This window comes from Leifsonia poae (assembly GCF_020009625.1).
GTDB lineage: Bacteria > Actinomycetota > Actinomycetes > Actinomycetales > Microbacteriaceae > Leifsonia > Leifsonia poae_A.
Genome location: NZ_JAIHLP010000002.1, coordinates 2,582,055 through 2,600,409 on the forward strand (window position 1 = coordinate 2,582,055; position 18,355 = coordinate 2,600,409).

The following is an 18,355-nucleotide window of genomic DNA, read 5'->3' on the forward strand; positions in this document are numbered from 1 at the left end:
GGGTGGAACATTGACATTGGTGCGGAGCTGAACGGCTCGAGATCAGTACGCTCTTCGGAGAAGGAAAACCTCGAACCACGAAGCACCGCACATGCACGCTGTTGGGTCCTGAGGGACCGGGCCGGCCTTGAGCCGAACTGGACCTCTGGACCTTTTCTTGTCGGCATGACTTGCCGTCAGAGAAGGTACCGCCCGTACTTTGAGAACTACACAGTGGACGCGAGCATCTTAGATTCGAGTCGAGCCGGTTTCGGCTGGCGAGTCTCGGATCACAAAAGATGATCTGATTTATTAGATCATTGGTCAATTTTTCTAAACGAAGAATCGATTCAAACTCATGTGATTTCAAATTTCTAAGAGCAAACGGTGGATGCCTTGGCATCTGGAGCCGAAGAAGGACGTAGTAATCTGCGATAAGCCTCGGGGAGTTGATAAACGAACTTTGATCCGAGGATTTCCGAATGGGGAAACCCCGCTGGGCCCGTAAGGTGACCCAGTGACTCCCGCCTGAATATATAGGGCGGGTAGAGGGAACGTGGGGAAGTGAAACATCTCAGTACCCACAGGAAGAGAAAGCAAAAGCGATTCCGTTAGTAGTGGCGAGCGAAACCGGAAGAGGCTAAACCGATCATGTGTGATAGCCGGCAGGCGTTGCATGGTCGGGGTTGCGGGACTTTTCTGCTGATTCTGCCGAACAGCAAGCGTTACAAAGGAATATAGACGAATGGCATTGAAAGGCCAGTCATAGAGGGTGCCAACCCCGTAGTCGAAATGTTCCAATGGCGCGAAGAGTATCCCAAGTAGCACGGGGCCCGAGAAATCCCGTGTGAATCCGTCAGGACCACCTGATAAGCCTAAATACTCCCAGATGACCGATAGCGGACAAGTACCGTGAGGGAAAGGTGAAAAGTACCCCGGGAGGGGAGTGAAATAGTACCTGAAACCGTTTGCTTACAAACCGTTGGAGCCTCCTTGTAGGGGTGACAGCGTGCCTTTTGAAGAATGAGCCTGCGAGTTAGCGATATGTGGCGAGGTTAACCCGTGAGGGGTAGCCGTAGCGAAAGCGAGTCTGAATAGGGCGATTCAGTCGCATGTCCTAGACCCGAAGCGAAGTGATCTATCCATGGCCAGGTTGAAGCGACGGTAAGACGTCGTGGAGGACCGAACCCACTTAGGTTGAAAACTGAGGGGATGAGCTGTGGATAGGGGTGAAAGGCCAATCAAACTTCGTGATAGCTGGTTCTCTCCGAAATGCATTTAGGTGCAGCGTTGCGTGTTTCTTGCCGGAGGTAGAGCTACTGGATGGCCGATGGGCCCCAAAAGGTTACTGACGTCAGCCAAACTCCGAATGCCGGTAAGTGAGAGCGCAGCAGTGAGACGGTGGGGGATAAGCTTCATCGTCGAGAGGGAAACAACCCAGACCACCAACTAAGGTCCCAAAGCGCGTGCTAAGTGGGAAAGGATGTGGAGTTGCACAGACAACCAGGAGGTTGGCTTAGAAGCAGCCACCCTTGAAAGAGTGCGTAATAGCTCACTGGTCAAGTGATTCCGCGCCGACAATGTAACGGGGCTCAAGCACGCCACCGAAGTTGTGGCATTGACATTATTGGTAGGCCTTCGTGGTCCAGCCGTGTTGATGGGTAGGAGAGCGTCGTGTGGCCAGCGAAGCGGCGGTGTAAACCAGCCGTGGAGGCCACACGAGTGAGAATGCAGGCATGAGTAGCGAAAGACGGGTGAGAAACCCGTCCTCCGAAAGACCAAGGGTTCCAGGGCCAGGCTAATCCGCCCTGGGTAAGTCGGGACCTAAGGCGAGGCCGACAGGCGTAGTCGATGGACAACGGGTTGATATTCCCGTACCGGCGAAGAACCGCCCAAACTAATCCAGTAATGCTAAGTGTCTGAATCCCCTTGATCGAAGCCTTCGGGCCTAGACGAGCGGGCCTAGCACACGACCCTATGCTGGTGCGGTTAGCGTATTAACAGGTGTGACGCAGGAAGGTAGCCGAGCCGGGCGATGGTTGTCCCGGTCTAAGTGTGTAACCCGAGAGATAGGCAAATCCGTCTCTCATGAAGGGCCAGGCACGATGGGTAGTCTTAAGTGACGAAATCGGTGATCCTATGCTGCCAAGAAAAGCATCGACGCGAGGTTCCAGCCGCCCGTACCCCAAACCGACTCAGGTGGTCAGGTAGAGAATACTAAGGAGATCGAGAGAATCGTGGTTAAGGAACTCGGCAAAATGCCCCCGTAACTTCGGGAGAAGGGGGGCCTGAGGCGTGTAGGAATTTACTTCCGAAGCGTTTGAAGGCCGCAGAGACCAGTGGGAAGCGACTGTTTACTAAAAACACAGGTCCGTGCTAAGTCGCAAGACGATGTATACGGACTGACGCCTGCCCGGTGCTGGAAGGTTAAGAGGAAGGGTTAGCTTCGGCGAAGCTCAGAATTTAAGCCCCAGTAAACGGCGGTGGTAACTATAACCATCCTAAGGTAGCGAAATTCCTTGTCGGGTAAGTTCCGACCTGCACGAATGGCGTAACGACTTCCCAGCTGTCTCAACCGCGAACTCGGCGAAATTGCACTACGAGTAAAGATGCTCGTTACGCGCAGCAGGACGGAAAGACCCCGTGACCTTTACTACAGCTTGGTATTGGTGTTCGGTGTGGCTTGTGTAGGATAGGTGGGAGACTTTGAAGCTTGGACGCTAGTTCAGGTGGAGTCATTGTTGAAATACCACTCTGGTCACTCTGGATATCTAACTTCGAACCGTAATCCGGTTCAGGGACAGTGCCTGGTGGGTAGTTTAACTGGGGCGGTTGCCTCCCAAAAAGTAACGGAGGCGCCCAAAGGTTCCCTCAACCTGGTTGGCAATCAGGTGTCGAGTGTAAGTGCACAAGGGAGCTTGACTGTGAGACTGACAAGTCGAGCAGGGACGAAAGTCGGGACTAGTGATCCGGCAGTGGCTTGTGGAAGCGCTGTCGCTCAACGGATAAAAGGTACCTCGGGGATAACAGGCTGATCTTGCCCAAGAGTCCATATCGACGGCATGGTTTGGCACCTCGATGTCGGCTCGTCGCATCCTGGGGCTGGAGTAGGTCCCAAGGGTTGGGCTGTTCGCCCATTAAAGCGGTACGCGAGCTGGGTTTAGAACGTCGTGAGACAGTTCGGTCCCTATCCGCTGCGCGCGTAGGAAATTTGAAAGGATCTGACCCTAGTACGAGAGGACCGGGTTGGACGAACCTCTGGTGTGTCAGTTGTTCCGCCAGGAGCACCGCTGATTAGCTACGTTCGGGATGGATAACCGCTGAAAGCATCTAAGCGGGAAGCCGGCCTTGAGATGAGATTTCCATGCCTTCGGGCGAGAGGCTCCCAGCTAGACTACTGGGTTGATAGGCCGGATGTGGAAGTGGGGACTAAAGACCCATGGAGCTGACCGGTACTAATAAGCCGATAATTTGATAATCATTACTCTCATACTGTTGTAAGGCTGGTATGAGGGGCCATGAGAATGCTTGCGTCCACTATGTGGTTCTCGATGTACGGTCGAGAACCGAATCAATCAGCAATGATTGTTCGTTCACTTTGATACATCAATAGTGTTTCGGCGGCCATAGCGAGAGGGAAACGCCCGGTTACATTCCGAACCCGGAAGCTAAGACTCTCTGCGCCGATGGTACTGCAGGGGGGACCCTGTGGGAGAGTAGGACACCGCCGGACTTCTTTTGTGAAATGGCCACCCAGCAATGGGTGGCCATTTCGCGTTTAACACGCATTCACTAGCCGAACGGGCTAGCCACCAAAACTATTCAACAGAGCGCGGACTGCAGAAGCATCGTCGAAGCTGTGCACTTCGTACCGTCAGCAGACAGGAGACGTCGTGAGCGAGACACCAGCAGATGACCGGAACGACAACCGGAGCACGGGTCGGGGCGAGGGCTCGGGCGGTGCGGGCTCACGGGGCGACGGAAGTCGTGACCGTTCACAGCCCGGCCGCACTGGACACGACCGGAGCAGCGACCGTCATTCCGGCTCTTCGCGTGGTGGTGCCGGCGGCGGACAGTTCCGCGAAGGTCAGGGCGGCGGGTACCGGCGCGATGGGGGCTCGCGCGGCGACTCTTCCGGCGGCTCGCGCGGCGACTCAACCGGCGGCTACGGCCGCGGGGGCCAATCGGGCGGCGGGCAGCCGAGCGGCGGCCGGTCCCGCGACGGCGAACGCCGCGACGGGCAGTCTCACGGCGGCCGGACGCGGGACGGTCAGGGTGGTGCTCCGCGCTCAGGACAGTCCGGCGGGTATCGTGGCGATGCGACTGCTCGTGGTGGTCAGGGAGGCCGCGGCGGTGCTCCGTTCCGTGAAGGGCAGGGCGGCGGATACGACCGCGGCGATCAGAGCAGCGGACGTCGTGATGGCGCCCCCCGTGATGGCCAGTCGGGTGGATACCGGGGCAACTTTGGCGGCCGTGATGGCGCTCGCGACAGCCAGTCGGGCGGATACCGGGGCAACTCTGGCGGCCGTGATGGCGCTCGCGACAGCCAGTCGGGCGGATACCGCGGCAACTCCGGCGGTCGTGACGGCGCTCGCGACAGCCAGTCAGGCGGATACCGCGGCAACTCCGGCGGCCGTGACGGGCAGTCGGGCGGATACCGCGGCAACTCCGGCGGCCGCGACGGCCAGTCAGACGGGTATCGGGGTGGCGCCGGCTCGCGTGACGGCCAGACCGGCAGCGGGTACCGTGGCGCCTCCGGAGGAAGTCGTGGCGGCGCCGGTGGTCGTGACGGCCAGTCGGGCGGGTACCGCGGGGGTGCGGGCGCTCGTGACGGCCAGGGTTCGCGCGGCGGCGAGTCCGGTGGATACCGGGGAACCTCGGGCGCCCGTGACGGACAGCAGTCGGGCGGGTACCGCGGTGCAGCGGGCAATCGTGACGGCCAGGGTTCGCGCGATGGCGCACGCGGGGGACAGCGCGGCGGGTACGAGCGCGATGGCGCGCGCGGCGCATCCGGTGGTCACGGGCGGGACGGTCAGCGCTCGGGCGGGAACCGGGGCGGCCGCGACGAGAAGCTGTGGACCCGCGACGGAACTCCGGCGCGCGGTGACCGGGACGCGCGCGACCGCGAGCGTGAACTCACCGAGGAAGAGCGGATGGCGCGAGAGCTGCGATCCGTTCGGACCAGGCACGACGACCCGGAGCTGCCGGCGGATGTCGAGCCGCGCGACCTGGACAAGGCCGCGCGCGTCGAATTGAAGACGCTGAGCAAAGAGAACGCCGACTGGGTGGCCTGCCACCTGGTGATGGCGGCGCGCCTGATCGAAGATGATCCCGAGCTCGCGCACCAGCACGCGATGTCGGCAGCGCGACGGGCTGGACGCATCGGCATCGTGCGTGAGACTCTGGCGATCACGGCCTACGCCACCGGCGACTTCGCGCTCGCGCTCCGAGAGCTGCGCACCTACCGGCGGATTTCCGGCTCCAACGATCAGCTGCCGTTGATGGTCGACAGTGAACGCGGCGTGGGTCGGGCCGATCGTGCGCTCGAGCTGGGTCGGTCGGTCGACCGGACCACGCTGCCGAACGACGTGCAGGTCTCGCTCGCCATCGCGATGTCGGGTGCGCGTCTCGACCTCGGACAGAACGAGGCGGCGCTGGCCGAGCTGGAGATCCCGCAGCTCGACCCGAATCGTGCGTTCAGCTGGAGTGCCGACCTGTTCCACGCCTACGCGTATGTGCTCGAAGAACTCGGTCGTCACGAGCAGTCCGAGTCGTGGCGGGAACGCGCCGAACGGGCGGAAGAGGCGCTCGGCGTATCGGCCGGCGACGACGAGCACGAGACGGTCGACGTCGTCGAGGAAGAGTTCGAACTCTTCGACGTCGAAGGGGAAGACAGCGTGACGCTGGCCGAGCCCGACGACGAGAACGAGGCCGAGAACGAGGCCGAGAACGAGGCCGAACCGGACGCCGAGGTGGCGGATCACGACACTGTCGAATCGGAGCCGGAGCCGGAGCCGGAGGATGAAGACGACGTCGATGAGAGCGACGAAGACGCGAGCGACGGCGACGACTCCGGCGCGGGGCCGGCCGTGACCGCCGGGGATTCGACCACGTCGGTGGTGTTCGACGACGGAACCGAGAACGGGGAGGACAGCACCGATGGCACTGTTCCGACGGAGCGCTAAGACCGTGACGCCGCTGGACGGAGTGGATGTCGTGCTCGCCGACCTCGACGGGGTCGTCTACAAGGGGGCCCAGGCCATCCCGTTCGCGGTGGAGAGTCTCAATGCTGCCGCGGATCGGGTGCGTGTCGGTTACATCACCAACAATGCTTCCCGCACGGACGCCTCCGTCGCCTCGCACTTGAGTGAGCTCGGATTGCGGGTGCAGCCGTCTGATGTCGTGACCTCGCCGCAGGCCGCGGTCCGCCTGCTGGCGGCGCACGTCTCGGCCGGGTCCACGATCCTCGTGGTCGGTGGCGACGGGCTGGTGGATGAGGTGGAGAAGGGCGGGTTCACCGTGACCCGCTCGGCCGACGACGACCCGGCTGCGGTCATCCAAGGGTTCGCCCCGGAGGTGGGCTGGACGGAACTGGCGGAGGCCGCGTTCGCGCTGCAAGGCCGCAGCGAAGAGGAACGACCGTGGGTGGCGACCAACACGGACTGGACGATTCCGGTCGCGCGCGGGATCGCACCCGGCAACGGAACGCTGGTCTCGGCGGTGCACACCGCGATCGGACGGTTGCCATTGGTGGCCGGGAAGCCCGAAGTCGCGATCTTCGATGAAGCGGTGGCGAGGTTCGGTGCGTCGAAGGCGCTTTTCATCGGCGACCGGCTGGACACCGACATCCTCGGTGCGAATCGCGCGGAGATCGACTCGGCGCTCGTGCTGACCGGGATCGATGGAGCCAAACAGCTGATCGCGGCGGATGCGGGATCACGGCCGACCTACATCCTGGACGATCTGCGGGGGCTCTCCCAGCCGTACCCGAAGACGATGTTCACCAAAGACGGCCTCACCGCGACGGTCGGCGAGGCCACGGTGCGGATCGACGGAAACGATGTTCTGATCGTGGCGGAGGGGAACTCGGAGCTCAATCTGCTCCGGGCCGCCTGCGCGGTGATCTGGACGTCGGGGCGCGCGATCTACGGGCTCGAGGTTCCGGAGCGACTGTACAGCTGAGGGGTCAGAGCGCGGTCGCCCGCTCGACGACGCGATAGCAGCGGCGAAGGCGGTCGAGCCACCACTGGCGACGGTCGGCATCGGCGGCGAGGGCGTTCAGCCGTTCGGCCGAGACGGTGGGCCGACGAACGGGGATGAATCCGTCGACCGGAAGCAGAGGCTCGTCGGCCACATCGTGCACGAACATCGCGACAGTCCCCAGCCCGCAGTCGAACTCCAGGTTCGGAACGGCCGCGGCCAGATGTGCCCCCATCGCGATGCCGACGGATGTGTCGATCGCGCTCGACACGACCACCGGCAGGCCGGCGGCCGCGACGATGCGGAGGGCCGAATGGATGCCGCCCAGCGGCTGGGCTTTCACGATGAGCAGATCGGCCGCGCCCGCCTGAGCGACGGCGAGCGGGTCGGCGGCTTTGCGCACGCTCTCGTCCGCGGCGATGGGCACGCCCATGTACGCGGTGCGTCGACGGATCTCGGCGAGCTCCTCCACCGTCGCGCAGGGCTGTTCGACGTACTCGAGGTCGAATGGCGCGAGCGCGTGGATGGCGTGCTCAGCTTCATCGACGTTCCAGAAGGTGTTCGCGTCAACGCGGATGCGGCCCTCCGGTCCGAGATGGTCGCGCACAGCGCTCACGCGAGCGAGATCGTCGGCGAGGGTCTGACCAGGCTCGGCCACTTTCACTTTGGCGGTGCGGACACCCGGATACCGGTCGAGGATGGCGGCGACGTCGGCGGCCGCGACGGCCGGGACGGTGGCGTTGACCGGGATGCGGTCGCGGAGCGGCTCGGGGGCTTCGCGCCAGCCGAAATCGATCGCGGCGTGCAGCCACGCGGCCGACTCGTCGTCATCGTATTCGACGAAGGGCGAGAACTCGGTCCACCCCTGCGGCCCCTCGAAAAGCACCGCCTCGCGCACGGTGATGCCGCGGAAACGGGTCGTCATCGGCAGTGCGACGACTCGTGCAGTTCTCAACAGCTCAGCCAGGTCGGGCAACATTCCACAAGTCTGTCACGCGCCGGTTCACGGAGCCCGGTCGAACCGTAGGCTGGTGGCATGGCAAAGGCGGTTTCAGACATCTTCGATGCGAGCGCGTGGCGCGAGGTCCCCGGTTTCGATGAGCTCAGCGACATTACGTACCACCACGACACCGCCGGTCGCGTCGCGCGTGTCGCCTTCGACCGGCCGGAGGTGCGCAACGCCTTCCGCCCGCACACGGTAGACGAGCTGTATGCGGCGCTCGAAGACGCTCGCACGAATCCGCGAATCGGCGTCGTGCTGCTGACCGGCAATGGGCCGAGCCCGAAAGACGGCGGCTGGGCGTTCTGCTCGGGGGGCGACCAGCGCATCCGGGGCCGCGATGGCTACAAGTACTCCGACGGCGAGACCGCCACCGGCATCAACGCGGCGCGCGGCGGCAGACTCCACATTCTGGAGGTGCAGCGACTCATCCGGTTCATGCCGAAGGTCGTCATCGCCGTGGTGCCGGGGTGGGCGGCCGGCGGCGGACACTCCCTGCACGTGGTCTGCGATCTCACCATCGCCAGTGAAGAGCATGGACGCTTCAAACAGACGGATGCCGATGTCGGGTCGTTCGACGCCGGATACGGCAGCGCATACTTCGCCCGGCAGATCGGGCAGAAGTTCGCGCGCGAGGTGTTCTTCCTCGCTCGGGAGTATTCGGCGACGCGAGCCTACGAGATGGGCGCCGTCAACGCCGTGGTCCCGCACGCCGAGCTGGAGAGGACCGCGCTCGAGTGGGCGAACGAGATCCTCACCAAGTCGCCGACCGCCATTCGCATGCTCAAGTTCGCCTTCAACGCCGTCGACGACGGGCTGGTCGGGCAACAGGTCTTCGCGGGCGAGGCGACACGCTTGGCGTACGGAACCGACGAGGCGGTCGAAGGCCGCGACTCGTTCCTCGAGAAACGGGAGCCGGACTGGTCGGCGTTCCCCTGGCAATACTGAGGGGTGGGCATGACGCGACGCGTGCGCGTAGTCGACTCGAACCGTCCCGATGAGGTGTTCGCCGCGCTGCGTGAAGCCCTGGCCGACGGCGGAGCGGCGGTGATCCCGCGCGAGCCGGCGACAGAGCCCGGAAAGCGCGGAGGCGCGGGGTGGCCCGCGCCCGAAACCACGGTGGCACAGAACGTCGCCCTGGTGATCGAGACATCCGGGTCGACCGGGTCACCGAAACGCGTGGCGCTCTCGGCCGACGCGCTCCTCGCCAGTGCGGCCGCCTCGGCCGGCGCGATGGGCGGCCAGGGGCAATGGATGCTCACACTGCCGGCGCACTACGTGGCGGGTGCGCAGGTGTTGGTGCGATCGATCGCGGCCGAAACCGTTCCCCTGATGTACGGTCCGGGACATTTCGACCCCCTTCGGTTCGCCCGGGCGGCCTCCGAGATGGTGCACGATCTGCGGTTCGTCTCGCTCGTTCCGGTGCAACTGTCCCGGCTGATCGACGCGGTCGAGAGTGGCTCGGCCGATGTGGCGGCCGCCCTGCGCCGATTCGACGGGATCCTCGTCGGCGGGCAGGCGCTCGACGACGGTTTGCGCGAGCGGGCGCTTGCCGCCGGGTCGCGCATCCTGTCCACCTACGGCTCCAGCGAAACCGCGGGGGGATGCGTGTACGACGGAACGCCGATCGGTTCGACGCTCGTGCGTGAGGTCGACGGCCTGCTCGAGATCGCCGGACCGGTGCTGGCAGACGGCTACCTCGACGACCCGGACCGCACGGCGGCGGCGTTCCATGAGGCCGACGGACAACGCTGGTACCGAACCGGAGACCTCGGCCGGGTGACGGCGGAGGGCCGGGTCACGGTGACGGGCCGCGCCGACAACGTGATCATCTCCGGAGGCGAGAAGGTGCTGCTCGACGCCGTCGAACGAACGGTGCGCACGCTGGCCGGGTTCGAGCAGGCGATCGTGATCGCGGCGACCGACGCGGAATGGGGGCAGGTTCCGGTGGTGGCGGTGGCCGGGCACCCGACGACAGCGCTCGCCGACCTCCGCGGAATCGTGGCCGGTCGGCTGGGCCGTGCGGCCGCGCCCGCACGGATCGTCGAGTTCGACGCGCTGCCGCATCTGAGCAGCGGCAAGCCCGACCGGGTTCAGCTGACGAGGCTGGTGGCGGAACGCACGGCATAGCCGGTGTCGTTACAATTCGCACTGTGATGAGTCAGAACAAGCCACGAATGCAGCGGATGACGCCGGCGCAGCAGCGCGGGCGCAGCGGACGGCCCGGAGTCGCCAAGGTGAAAGTGAAACCGGCCACAGCCTCCGACTGGATCGCTGGTGCGCGGCTGCGCACCCTGCCGCTCGCCATCGCACCGGTGATCATCGGTGTCGGCGCGGCGAAAGTCGCCGACGGCGCCGGTGTCTGGCATCCCGTGCGGTCCCTCCTCTGCCTGGCGGTCGCCGTCTTCCTGCAAATCGGCGTGAACTACGCGAACGACTACTCCGACGGCATCCGGGGCACGGACCAATTCCGTGTCGGGCCGAGCCGGCTCACCGGTTCCGGTCGCGCCGCACCGAAACGGGTCCTGACCGTCGCGCTCGTCTTCTTCGCGCTCGGCGCGGTGGCCGGCATCATCCTGGTGCTGCTCACCCAGCTCTGGTGGTTGCTGATCGTGGGTGCCGCGGCGATCGTCGCGGCCTGGTTCTACACCGGAGGCAAACGCCCCTACGGCTACTTCGGGCTCGGCGAGGTGTTCGTCTTCGTGTTCTTCGGCCTGGTGGCGACCGCCGGCACGACATACCTGCTCGCAGGTGTGGTCAACCAGGAGGCCTGGTTCGGCGCGGTCATCGCGGGCCTCATCGCCTGCGCTGTGCTGATGGTGAACAACATCCGTGACATCGAACCCGACAAGGCCGCCGGCAAACGCACGCTGGCCGTGCTGCTCGGCAACGTCGCCTCGCGCATCGTGTTCTGCGTGCTTCTGCTCGTGCCGTTCGGCATCCTCGCTGTGCTCGCGCTGCTCTACCCGATCGCCTGGCTCGGGATGTTCGCATTGCTCGCCGCACTGCCGGCGTGCGTGATCACCCTGTTCGGCAAGACACCGCGTGAGCTCGTGACCGCACTGCAGCTGACAAGCCTGACCGGACTGCTCGTTGCGGTCGCCCTCGGCTGCGCCTACGCGTTTTGAGCTCCCGACCCGACGAAAGGGTCGAAACACGCCGCGTGAACCCGTGGCCTGACGCCGCAGGTGGACAGGCCGCTAGGCGGCCGGGTGCTTCGGATCGGCGGGCGTCTCGTCGAGACCCGCCCGAGGGTGCGCAGGATGATCGGCGGCGTCGACGGCCGCATCTTCGTCGTCGTCGTCCGCCGTGGTGGCGGGGGTCTCACGGTGGCGCACCGCATACAGATCACGGGCGACCGCATCCCGCGGCTTGCGCAGAATGATGTATGAGAGGCACAGACCGATGAGCGCGGCCGCGATGACAGCGATCCACCAATCGATGCGCAGCACAAGGAGGATCGCGAGAGGGATCGCGAACAGGAGGAGCCGCAGCACCGTATAGGTGACCCAGGAGGGAATGCCTTTCACCCTCCCAGCTTAGAGACACTCTCTGAGAGTTACGATTGACCCATGGTTCGCCTCTGGATAGTCCTCGGCGTCGCTGCCGCGGTGTTCTACATCTATTCGGTGGCAGACTGCGCCTTCTTCGATCGGTCGAGGGTGCGTGGGCTTCCGAAGCCCCTCTGGATCATCGTGATCGTGCTGTTCCCGGTCATCGGCGGCCTGCTCTGGTTCTTCATCGGCCGCGGTCGGCGGCGAGACAACGGCGCCCGGCGAACGGTGGCCCCGGATGACGACCCGGAGTTCCTGAAGCGACTCGGCCGCGACCGCGACCAGGAGGAGCGCATCCGTCAGCTCGAGAAGGAGCTCTCGGACCTCGACGACAACGGACCAGACGACCAAACCGGCCGCAGGGATGCCTGAGCGCCCCCACGAGGCCGCCGGCGGGAACGACGAGAACGGCGCAGCCCTGACCGACGTCGGCTTCGATCTGCGCCAGGCCGCCACGGGCAACCCGGCCACGGACTCGGCGATCGCCCTGCTCGGTTCGATGGCGGGAGCAGGGGTTCGGGATGTGGTGGTGAGCCCCGGTTCCCGCTCACAGGCGCTGGCGCTCGTCGCCGCCGAGCTGGAACGTTCGGGCGCGGTGCGACTGCACGTGCGGATCGATGAGCGGGTCGCCGGCTTCCTGGCGCTGGGCCTCGCTCGGGAGAGCGGCCGGCCGGCCGTGGTGGTAACGACGAGCGGCACCGCCACCGCGAACCTGTACCCGGCGGTGCTGGAGGCCCACGAGTCGGGCGTGCCGATGATCGTCGTCACCTCCGACCGACCCGCCGAACTGCGCGGCATCCGCTCGAACCAGACCACCCGCCAGACCGATATGTATGGCACGGTTCCGCGCCTGTCGCGAGACATCGCGGCCCCCAGCGGGGAAGCCGGCGAGTCGGACGCCGCTGCCGCGCTCGCGGTCGCAGCCGTGCGTGCCGCGGTCGGGGCAGACACGGCCGACCCTGGGCCCGTGCACCTCAACATGGGATTTCGGGAACCGCTGTCGGTCGCGGTACCGGCTCTGGAGGTCGAGCGCACGTCGGATGCGCCGATCATCGCCGGCCCCGTCGCGCTCGACCGCCCGACCCTCGAACTCGAACCCGGACCGCGCACCGTCGTGGTGGCGGGTGCCGACGCCGGCGAGCAGGCGGAGCTCCTCGCGCGCGAGGGCGGATACCCGCTGCTCGCGGAAGTCTCCAGCAGCGCACGCTTCGGACCGAACCTCGTCGTGGCCTACCGGGAACTGCTCGCCGATGAGACCTTCGGTGGCCGCGTCGAGCGCGTGGTGGTGTTCGGGCACCCGACGCTCAGCCGGGAGGTTCCGGCGTTGCTGACGCGAGACGGGGTCGAGACGATCGTCGTGGCGCCACGGGGTGCGGAAGCGTACAACCCGGGTCGTCGTGCCCGCGTGGTCGGGGCGGTCGTTCCGCCCGTATCCGTCGACCTGCGCTCGCCGGAGGTGCGGGGATGGGTCGGAAGCTGGGTGTTCGCGAGCCGCCGGCTGCGCGAGGCTGCGGAGGCCGCTGCCGACGCCGGCGCGACGGCCCCGGATGTGGACAAGTCGCGGTCGTTCTCACCCGCCGATGCGCTGGCGTTCGCGAAAGCGGAGCTCGCCGCCGTGCGGGCGCCGATCACCCGGCCGCTTCTGGCGGAGGCGCTCTGGCGGTACACCTGGCCGCACGACCGGTTCGTGCTCGGCGCCTCGCGGCTGATCCGGGATGCGGACAGGATCGTTCCCGGCAAGAAGATCAGGGTTCATGCCAACCGCGGTCTGGCCGGCATCGACGGTACGGTCGCGACGTCGATCGGGATCGCTCTGGCCAGCGAGGCCGCCGCGACCGACGCCGGAACACCGATCGGCGTGACCCGGGTGCTCCTCGGCGACCTGGCTCTGCTCCACGACGCGGGCGCACTGTTCTTCGGCGCCGGCGAAAGACGGCCGCACGTGCAGGTGGTGGTGGGCAACGACGGTGGCGGAACCATCTTCGACGCGCTCGAGGTGGCGGCCACCGCTCCCGCGACGGCGTTCGACCGGGTGCTCTACACCCCGCAGAGCGTCGACCTGGCGGCGCTCGCCGCAGCCTACGGCTGGGGGCACCGTGTGGTGCGCACGAAAGGCGAACTCGACCAGGCCCTGTCGGTGCCGCCGGCCGGCGTCAGCATCGTAGAGGTTCCACTGACGCGGTGATGCGGTCGGTGCGGTGACGCGGTGATGCGGTCGGCGCGACGACGCGGTGACGCGGTGACGCGGCGACTGTGAGTTGACCTCGCAATTCGATACGTCGAACGTGGGCGTGGAACTGCGGAGCAGGCTGATCGAGGTGCCCGGGGTCGCCCAATTCCAGCGCGGCTCAGAAGGGTGCAGGTGGGGGCGCCACGCCACGCGCGTTGCCCACGGCCGGGGATTGCCCCAGGTGCGCGCGCGTCGGATCGCTCGCCGCGCCGACGCCGAGGCATCGTGAGTTCCGTTCGTCGCGTCGAATAGGGTCGCCAGGCGGAGCGGAACCGTCGTTGAATCCGCCAGGTTGTTGCTGCGCGGCCAGATCTGCGCGAACGTCTGCGCGCCATCTACGACCGCGCAAACGCCTTCGAAGACCGGGCCGACGAGGGGCGTGCATCGTCGCCGCGCGCCGCCCGCGGTTTGGCGCATTCGCGGGGTTGACAGGGCGGCGACGAGTACTCATACTAATTCGGCTTGAGCGCAAAATCGTTTTATATAAAACGATTCGAATTGAGGAGACAGCGGAGTCATGTCGCTAGAAGTGGTTCTAAAAGATGTCGCGCTTTTGTCTGGCGTAAGCCCGGCAACTGCGTCGAACGCCCTCTCGGGCACCCGCCCTGTGTCCGAGAAAACTCGGCAGAGAGTCTTTGCGGCCGCCGAAGAATTGAACTATCGCCCCAACCTTGTCGCCCGCGGTCTCCGCAGGCAAGAGACCCGCACGATCGCTCTCCTCGTCGCCGATATCGCCAACCCGTACTACCCAGCCGTGGCGCGCGCCATTCACGATCGAATCGGCAGCCACGGATACGTATCATTCATTGGCAACACGGACGGCGACCCGGACACCGAGGTGCGCGTGCTGGAGGAGATGCGGTCGCGCAGCGTCGACGGCGTGATCATGAGCACGATGGCGTTGTCGCCGGAGCGGATCCGAAACGTAGTCGGTCCGACAACGCCGCTAGTTCTGCTCACTGGCGAATGGGTTGAGTCCTCCGGTCATGAGGTGCGCAGACTGCGAGCCGATGAGGTCGGCACCGACGACGCTCCCGGAATCAGGGAAGCAGTCGAGCATCTTCACAGCCAGGGCATCTCTGAAATTGGCTTCATCAGCGGGCCGGCGGGTTCAGTACCCGGTGCAGGCCGGCTTCAACGATTCCGAGACGCGATGGCGGAGGCGGGTCTGCACGTCAACTCGGCCTGGATCGAGAACGCCGACGGTTACACCCTCGAGACCGGGTACGACGCCGCCGACAGGCTCCTCTCGCGTCCAGATCGTCCAGCCGCGATCATGTGCGCAAACGATCTCATCGCCATCGGCGTCCTCGAAGCGGCGCGCGACAACCGTCTGACGGTGCCCGCTGATCTCGCCGTCATCGGCTTCGACGACATCCCCACCGCGAAGCACGTTAGTCCGCGGCTCACGACGATCATCAACCCGGCCACACTCGTCGGGTACGCCTGCGCGGACGCCCTCATGCGTCGGATCGAGCTCCCCGACACTCCGTTCGAGCACACCGCCCTAGCGACTCATCTCGTCGTGCGCGGTACGGCCTGACCTTCCCTTCCACAGAAAGAAGCAATACATCGTGACAAATACCGGTATCCGGCCTCGCGTCGAGCTCACACCCGACTTCCAGTCCGTGTTCTTCAACGCGCTCTCGCCCATCGACCTCCTGCACGACGAAGTCGTTCAGCGCCGAGAGACCGGCTACGACGTCGATGCGTTCGTGGAGGAGGCGAACCGCACAGACCGCGACGACACCGCCGCGATCCTCGACATCGTCGACCGGATGGAGTCTGCCGAGCGGCTCCCCGGATGGGAGTACGTCGAACCGGACTCGCTTGAGGGGATCGAAGCAACCCTGGGCGCCCAGCAGCCCGAGCGAACGATCGCCGAAGCGACGCTGCGTGACAAGATCAACGCCGCGTGGCTCGGCCGAATCGCCGGATGCAACGTCGGGAAGCCCGTCGAGTGGGGCAGCCACTGGACCGCCCAGCACATTCGCGAGTACCTCGAGCTCGCCGACGCGTACCCGCTCCGCGACTATGTGCCCGTGCTCGACCCGATGCCCGCCGGGTTCCAGCTGACCGAATGCTGGCCAGAGACCACGCGTGGCAACGTCAAAGGATCGGCGCGCGACGACGACATCGACTACCCCATCCTGGCGCTCCACCTCCTGGAGACCCACGGGTTGGCGCTGCGCACCGAGGACGTCGGGGCGGCCTGGACGCGGCTCTTCCCGATCGAGCAGGTGTTCACCGCCGAACGCGCCGCATACGTCAACCTCGTCGAGGGGTTCGCCGTTCCCGAGGTCGCCCGCCGCCGCAACCCGTATCGGGAGTGGATCGGCGCGCAGATCCGCGGGGACGTCTTCGGGTATGTCTACGCAGGGCGCCCGTGGGAGGCGGCGAAGCTGTCCTACCGGGACGCGGCGCTGTCGCACGTCGGCAACGGCGTCTACGGCGAGATGTGGGCCGCAGCCCTCGTTGCCGCGGCGTTCACCGCGTCCTCCGCACAGGATGCCGTCGAACAGTCACTCGCAGTCGTTCCGCCGCAGTCGCGGCTCGCCGAAGCCCTGCGCCACGTCCTCCGACTGAAGGAAAGCGGCGTCAGCTGGGATACCGCCCTCGCGGAGCTGCAGGCAGCCTACGGCCACTACTCGTGGGTGCACACCATCAACAACGCAGCCGCTGTCGCGGCCGCCCTCCTCTGGTCCGACGACGACTTCGTGACCGGGGTCGGACGCATCGTGATGAGCGGATGGGACACCGACTCCAACGGCGCCACGGTTGGCTCGGTGCTCGGCGTCCTTACCGGCACTCAGAACCTTCCCGAGCACCTCATCGCCCCGCTCGAGAACCGGACCAGGTCCGCTCTCTTCGGCTTTGACAACTCCGTGATCTCCGACCTGGCCGAGCGGACAGCACGGCTCGCACTCACCGGCCTGAAGTAAACCCGAATCAAGAGAAAGAGACGAAGATGCCTCACACATTCCGTACCGCCCGGAGCCGCGCCCCGCGGCGCCGGCTCTTCAAAGCGGGGGCAATCGCGGTAGCGGTTGCCACTGCGCTCGCAGCCTGCACGAGCGGCGGCACAGCGGGCAGCACGTCCGGTGAGCCGACCGGCACGTTGAGCTACTGGTTCGCGCCGTACACCCCCGACGCGAAGGGAACTGCCCAATTCCTTCAGTACAACATCACTCCGTTCCAGAAGAAGTACCCGAAGGTCGACCTGCAGGCGATTCAGAAGAACGTCAACACCATCAACCAGCAGGTTCAGGTCGCCCTGGCAGCTGGCAAGGGACCGGATCTCGTCACCGCATCCGGTATCTCGAACCAGATCACCTACGCCAAGGCCGGCTATCTCACCGATCTGACCACGTTCGCCGATGAGAACAAGTGGAGCGACACGCTCCTCCCGTGGGCTCAGGAGGTCAGCAAGGTCGACGGCAAGATGGTGACGTTGCCGCAGGGATATGAGACGTTGCTGCTGTTCTACAACAAGTCTCTGTTCGAGAAGAACGGCTGGACCCCTCCGACGAACCAGAAAGAGGTTGAAGACCTCGCGGCGAAGATGGAAGCCAAGGGCATCACTCCGTTCGCTGCGGGTAACTCCGACTACCCGGCCGGTACGGAGTGGCTGGTCAGCGCGTTCTTCAACGACGTGGCTGGCGCCTCGAAGGTCCACGATGCGCTCACCGGCTCGATCAAGTGGACGGACCCGGCGTTCGCTGATTCGATCAACCGGTTGAAGGAATACTTCGACAAGGGCTGGTTCGGCGGCGGGGTGAACAAGTACTTCTCGACGACCGATCCGCAGAAGTACACCCAGTTCGCCAGTGGCCAGGCCGGAATGTACATCTCCGGATCGTGGGAGTTCTTGACCCTCCCCGACTACTTCAAGAAGACGAACAGTGAGTTCGATTGGGCTCCGCTACCGTCACTGGCCGATGGGGTACCGATCACCTACCCGCTGTCGCTGGGTAACGTGCTCTCGGTCAACAAGAACACGAAGAACGCGCACGCAGCGGAAACGTACCTGGACTGGAACCTCAAGGACACCAAAACCATGTGGGACCAGGTCGCCTCGATCGGTGCTGACGCCATGCCAGTGAACATCAACCCGGCGGACATTCCTTCCAATGTCGACCCGAAGATCGCTCGCCAGTACACGGAGCTCTCGAAGGCAAGCGAGGAAGGTGCTGTGGGGTACACCACCTGGACATCGTGGGGTGGACAGGCCGACCAGTACATCATCGACAACACGGACAAGGTCCTCAGTGGCAGCCTGTCAACGACGGACTACCTGAACGGGCTGCAGGCTGCGTACAAGGGTGATGCGGCAAAGGGCACCATCCCGACAATCTATTCGACAGGGAAGACCGCGGGATAATGAGCTCCACT

Annotated in this window: 13 protein-coding genes and 2 rRNA genes; 12 read left to right on the forward strand and 3 right to left on the reverse strand. The window is 65.1% G+C overall.

All coding sequences use genetic code 11. The features are described 5' to 3' along the window. Nucleotides 1–343: 343 nt before the first annotated feature. Together K5L49_RS13125 and rrf are read left to right on the forward strand one after the other, a co-directional pair. A 23S ribosomal RNA gene (locus K5L49_RS13125) occupies nucleotides 344–3,458 on the forward strand. A 137-nt stretch (nucleotides 3,459–3,595) separates the two neighbouring features. Further along, nucleotides 3,596–3,712: ribosomal RNA gene (gene rrf / locus K5L49_RS13130) — 5S ribosomal RNA — on the forward strand. A 955-nt stretch (nucleotides 3,713–4,667) separates the two neighbouring features. On the opposite strand, the gene K5L49_RS13135 is transcribed toward rrf, so the two are convergent. Further along, a complete protein-coding gene (locus K5L49_RS13135; protein ID WP_223693382.1) occupies nucleotides 4,668–5,168 on the reverse strand; it encodes a hypothetical protein in 501 nt (166 codons plus the stop codon). Between K5L49_RS13135 and K5L49_RS13140 the strand changes: the two genes are divergently transcribed. After that, nucleotides 5,133–6,164 (forward strand): hypothetical protein, encoded by a 1,032-nt coding sequence (locus K5L49_RS13140; protein ID WP_223693384.1) that lies wholly within the window; start codon nucleotides 5,133–5,135, stop codon nucleotides 6,162–6,164. The genes K5L49_RS13135 and K5L49_RS13140 overlap by 36 nt on opposite strands. Next, nucleotides 6,139–7,161, forward strand: a complete 1,023-nt coding sequence (locus K5L49_RS13145) for an HAD-IIA family hydrolase (protein ID WP_223693386.1) — start codon at nucleotides 6,139–6,141, stop codon at nucleotides 7,159–7,161. Before K5L49_RS13140 ends, K5L49_RS13145 begins: the two co-directional genes overlap by 26 nt. 4 nt (nucleotides 7,162–7,165) lie before the next feature. Here the strand turns inward: K5L49_RS13145 and K5L49_RS13150 are convergent, their stop codons facing one another. Beyond that, a complete protein-coding gene (locus K5L49_RS13150; RefSeq protein ID WP_223693387.1) occupies nucleotides 7,166–8,158 on the reverse strand; it encodes an o-succinylbenzoate synthase in 993 nt (330 codons plus the stop codon). A gap of 57 nt (nucleotides 8,159–8,215) precedes the next feature. Here K5L49_RS13150 and K5L49_RS13155 point away from each other — a divergent pair, with 57 nt between their 5' ends. Genes K5L49_RS13155 through K5L49_RS13165 form a run of 3 tightly spaced genes read left to right on the forward strand, consistent with a single transcriptional unit; the run spans nucleotide 8,216 to nucleotide 11,307 of the window. Beyond that, nucleotides 8,216–9,127: a 1,4-dihydroxy-2-naphthoyl-CoA synthase gene (locus K5L49_RS13155; RefSeq protein ID WP_223693389.1), complete on the forward strand. Its 912-nt coding sequence runs from the start codon at nucleotides 8,216–8,218 to the stop codon at nucleotides 9,125–9,127. Nucleotides 9,128–9,136: 9 nt separating this feature from the next. Beyond that, on the forward strand, nucleotides 9,137–10,309 hold the full coding sequence (locus K5L49_RS13160; RefSeq protein ID WP_223693390.1) for an AMP-binding protein: 1,173 nt from the start codon (nucleotides 9,137–9,139) through the stop codon (nucleotides 10,307–10,309). Nucleotides 10,310–10,335: 26 nt separating this feature from the next. Next, nucleotides 10,336–11,307: a 1,4-dihydroxy-2-naphthoate polyprenyltransferase gene (locus K5L49_RS13165; protein ID WP_223693392.1), complete on the forward strand. Its 972-nt coding sequence runs from the start codon at nucleotides 10,336–10,338 to the stop codon at nucleotides 11,305–11,307. Between the two features lie 72 nt (nucleotides 11,308–11,379). On the opposite strand, the gene K5L49_RS13170 is transcribed toward K5L49_RS13165, so the two are convergent. Next, the gene (locus K5L49_RS13170) at nucleotides 11,380–11,709 is read right to left on the reverse strand and encodes a DUF4229 domain-containing protein (protein ID WP_223693394.1); all 330 of its coding nucleotides are present in this window, start codon (nucleotides 11,707–11,709) and stop codon (nucleotides 11,380–11,382) included. Nucleotides 11,710–11,751: 42 nt separating this feature from the next. On the opposite strand from K5L49_RS13170, the gene K5L49_RS13175 reads away from it, so the two are divergent. The 5 genes from K5L49_RS13175 to K5L49_RS13195 all read left to right on the forward strand — a co-directional run bounded on the left by K5L49_RS13175 (nucleotide 11,752) and on the right by K5L49_RS13195 (nucleotide 18,344). Then, nucleotides 11,752–12,105, forward strand: a complete 354-nt coding sequence (locus tag K5L49_RS13175) for a PLD nuclease N-terminal domain-containing protein (protein WP_223693396.1) — start codon at nucleotides 11,752–11,754, stop codon at nucleotides 12,103–12,105. Beyond that, nucleotides 12,098–13,918, forward strand: a complete 1,821-nt coding sequence (menD, locus tag K5L49_RS13180) for a 2-succinyl-5-enolpyruvyl-6-hydroxy-3-cyclohexene-1-carboxylic-acid synthase (protein WP_263298863.1) — start codon at nucleotides 12,098–12,100, stop codon at nucleotides 13,916–13,918. The genes K5L49_RS13175 and menD overlap by 8 nt, the downstream gene beginning before the upstream one ends. Before the next feature lie 562 nt (nucleotides 13,919–14,480). Further along, entirely contained in the window at nucleotides 14,481–15,506 is a 1,026-nt protein-coding gene (locus K5L49_RS13185; RefSeq protein WP_223693398.1) for a LacI family DNA-binding transcriptional regulator, read from the forward strand. A gap of 31 nt (nucleotides 15,507–15,537) precedes the next feature. Continuing rightward, nucleotides 15,538–16,905: an ADP-ribosylglycohydrolase family protein gene (locus K5L49_RS13190; protein ID WP_223693399.1), complete on the forward strand. Its 1,368-nt coding sequence runs from the start codon at nucleotides 15,538–15,540 to the stop codon at nucleotides 16,903–16,905. A 26-nt stretch (nucleotides 16,906–16,931) separates the two neighbouring features. Beyond that, the gene (locus K5L49_RS13195) at nucleotides 16,932–18,344 is read left to right on the forward strand and encodes an ABC transporter substrate-binding protein (RefSeq protein WP_223693401.1); all 1,413 of its coding nucleotides are present in this window, start codon (nucleotides 16,932–16,934) and stop codon (nucleotides 18,342–18,344) included. Nucleotides 18,345–18,355: the final 11 nt, after the last annotated feature.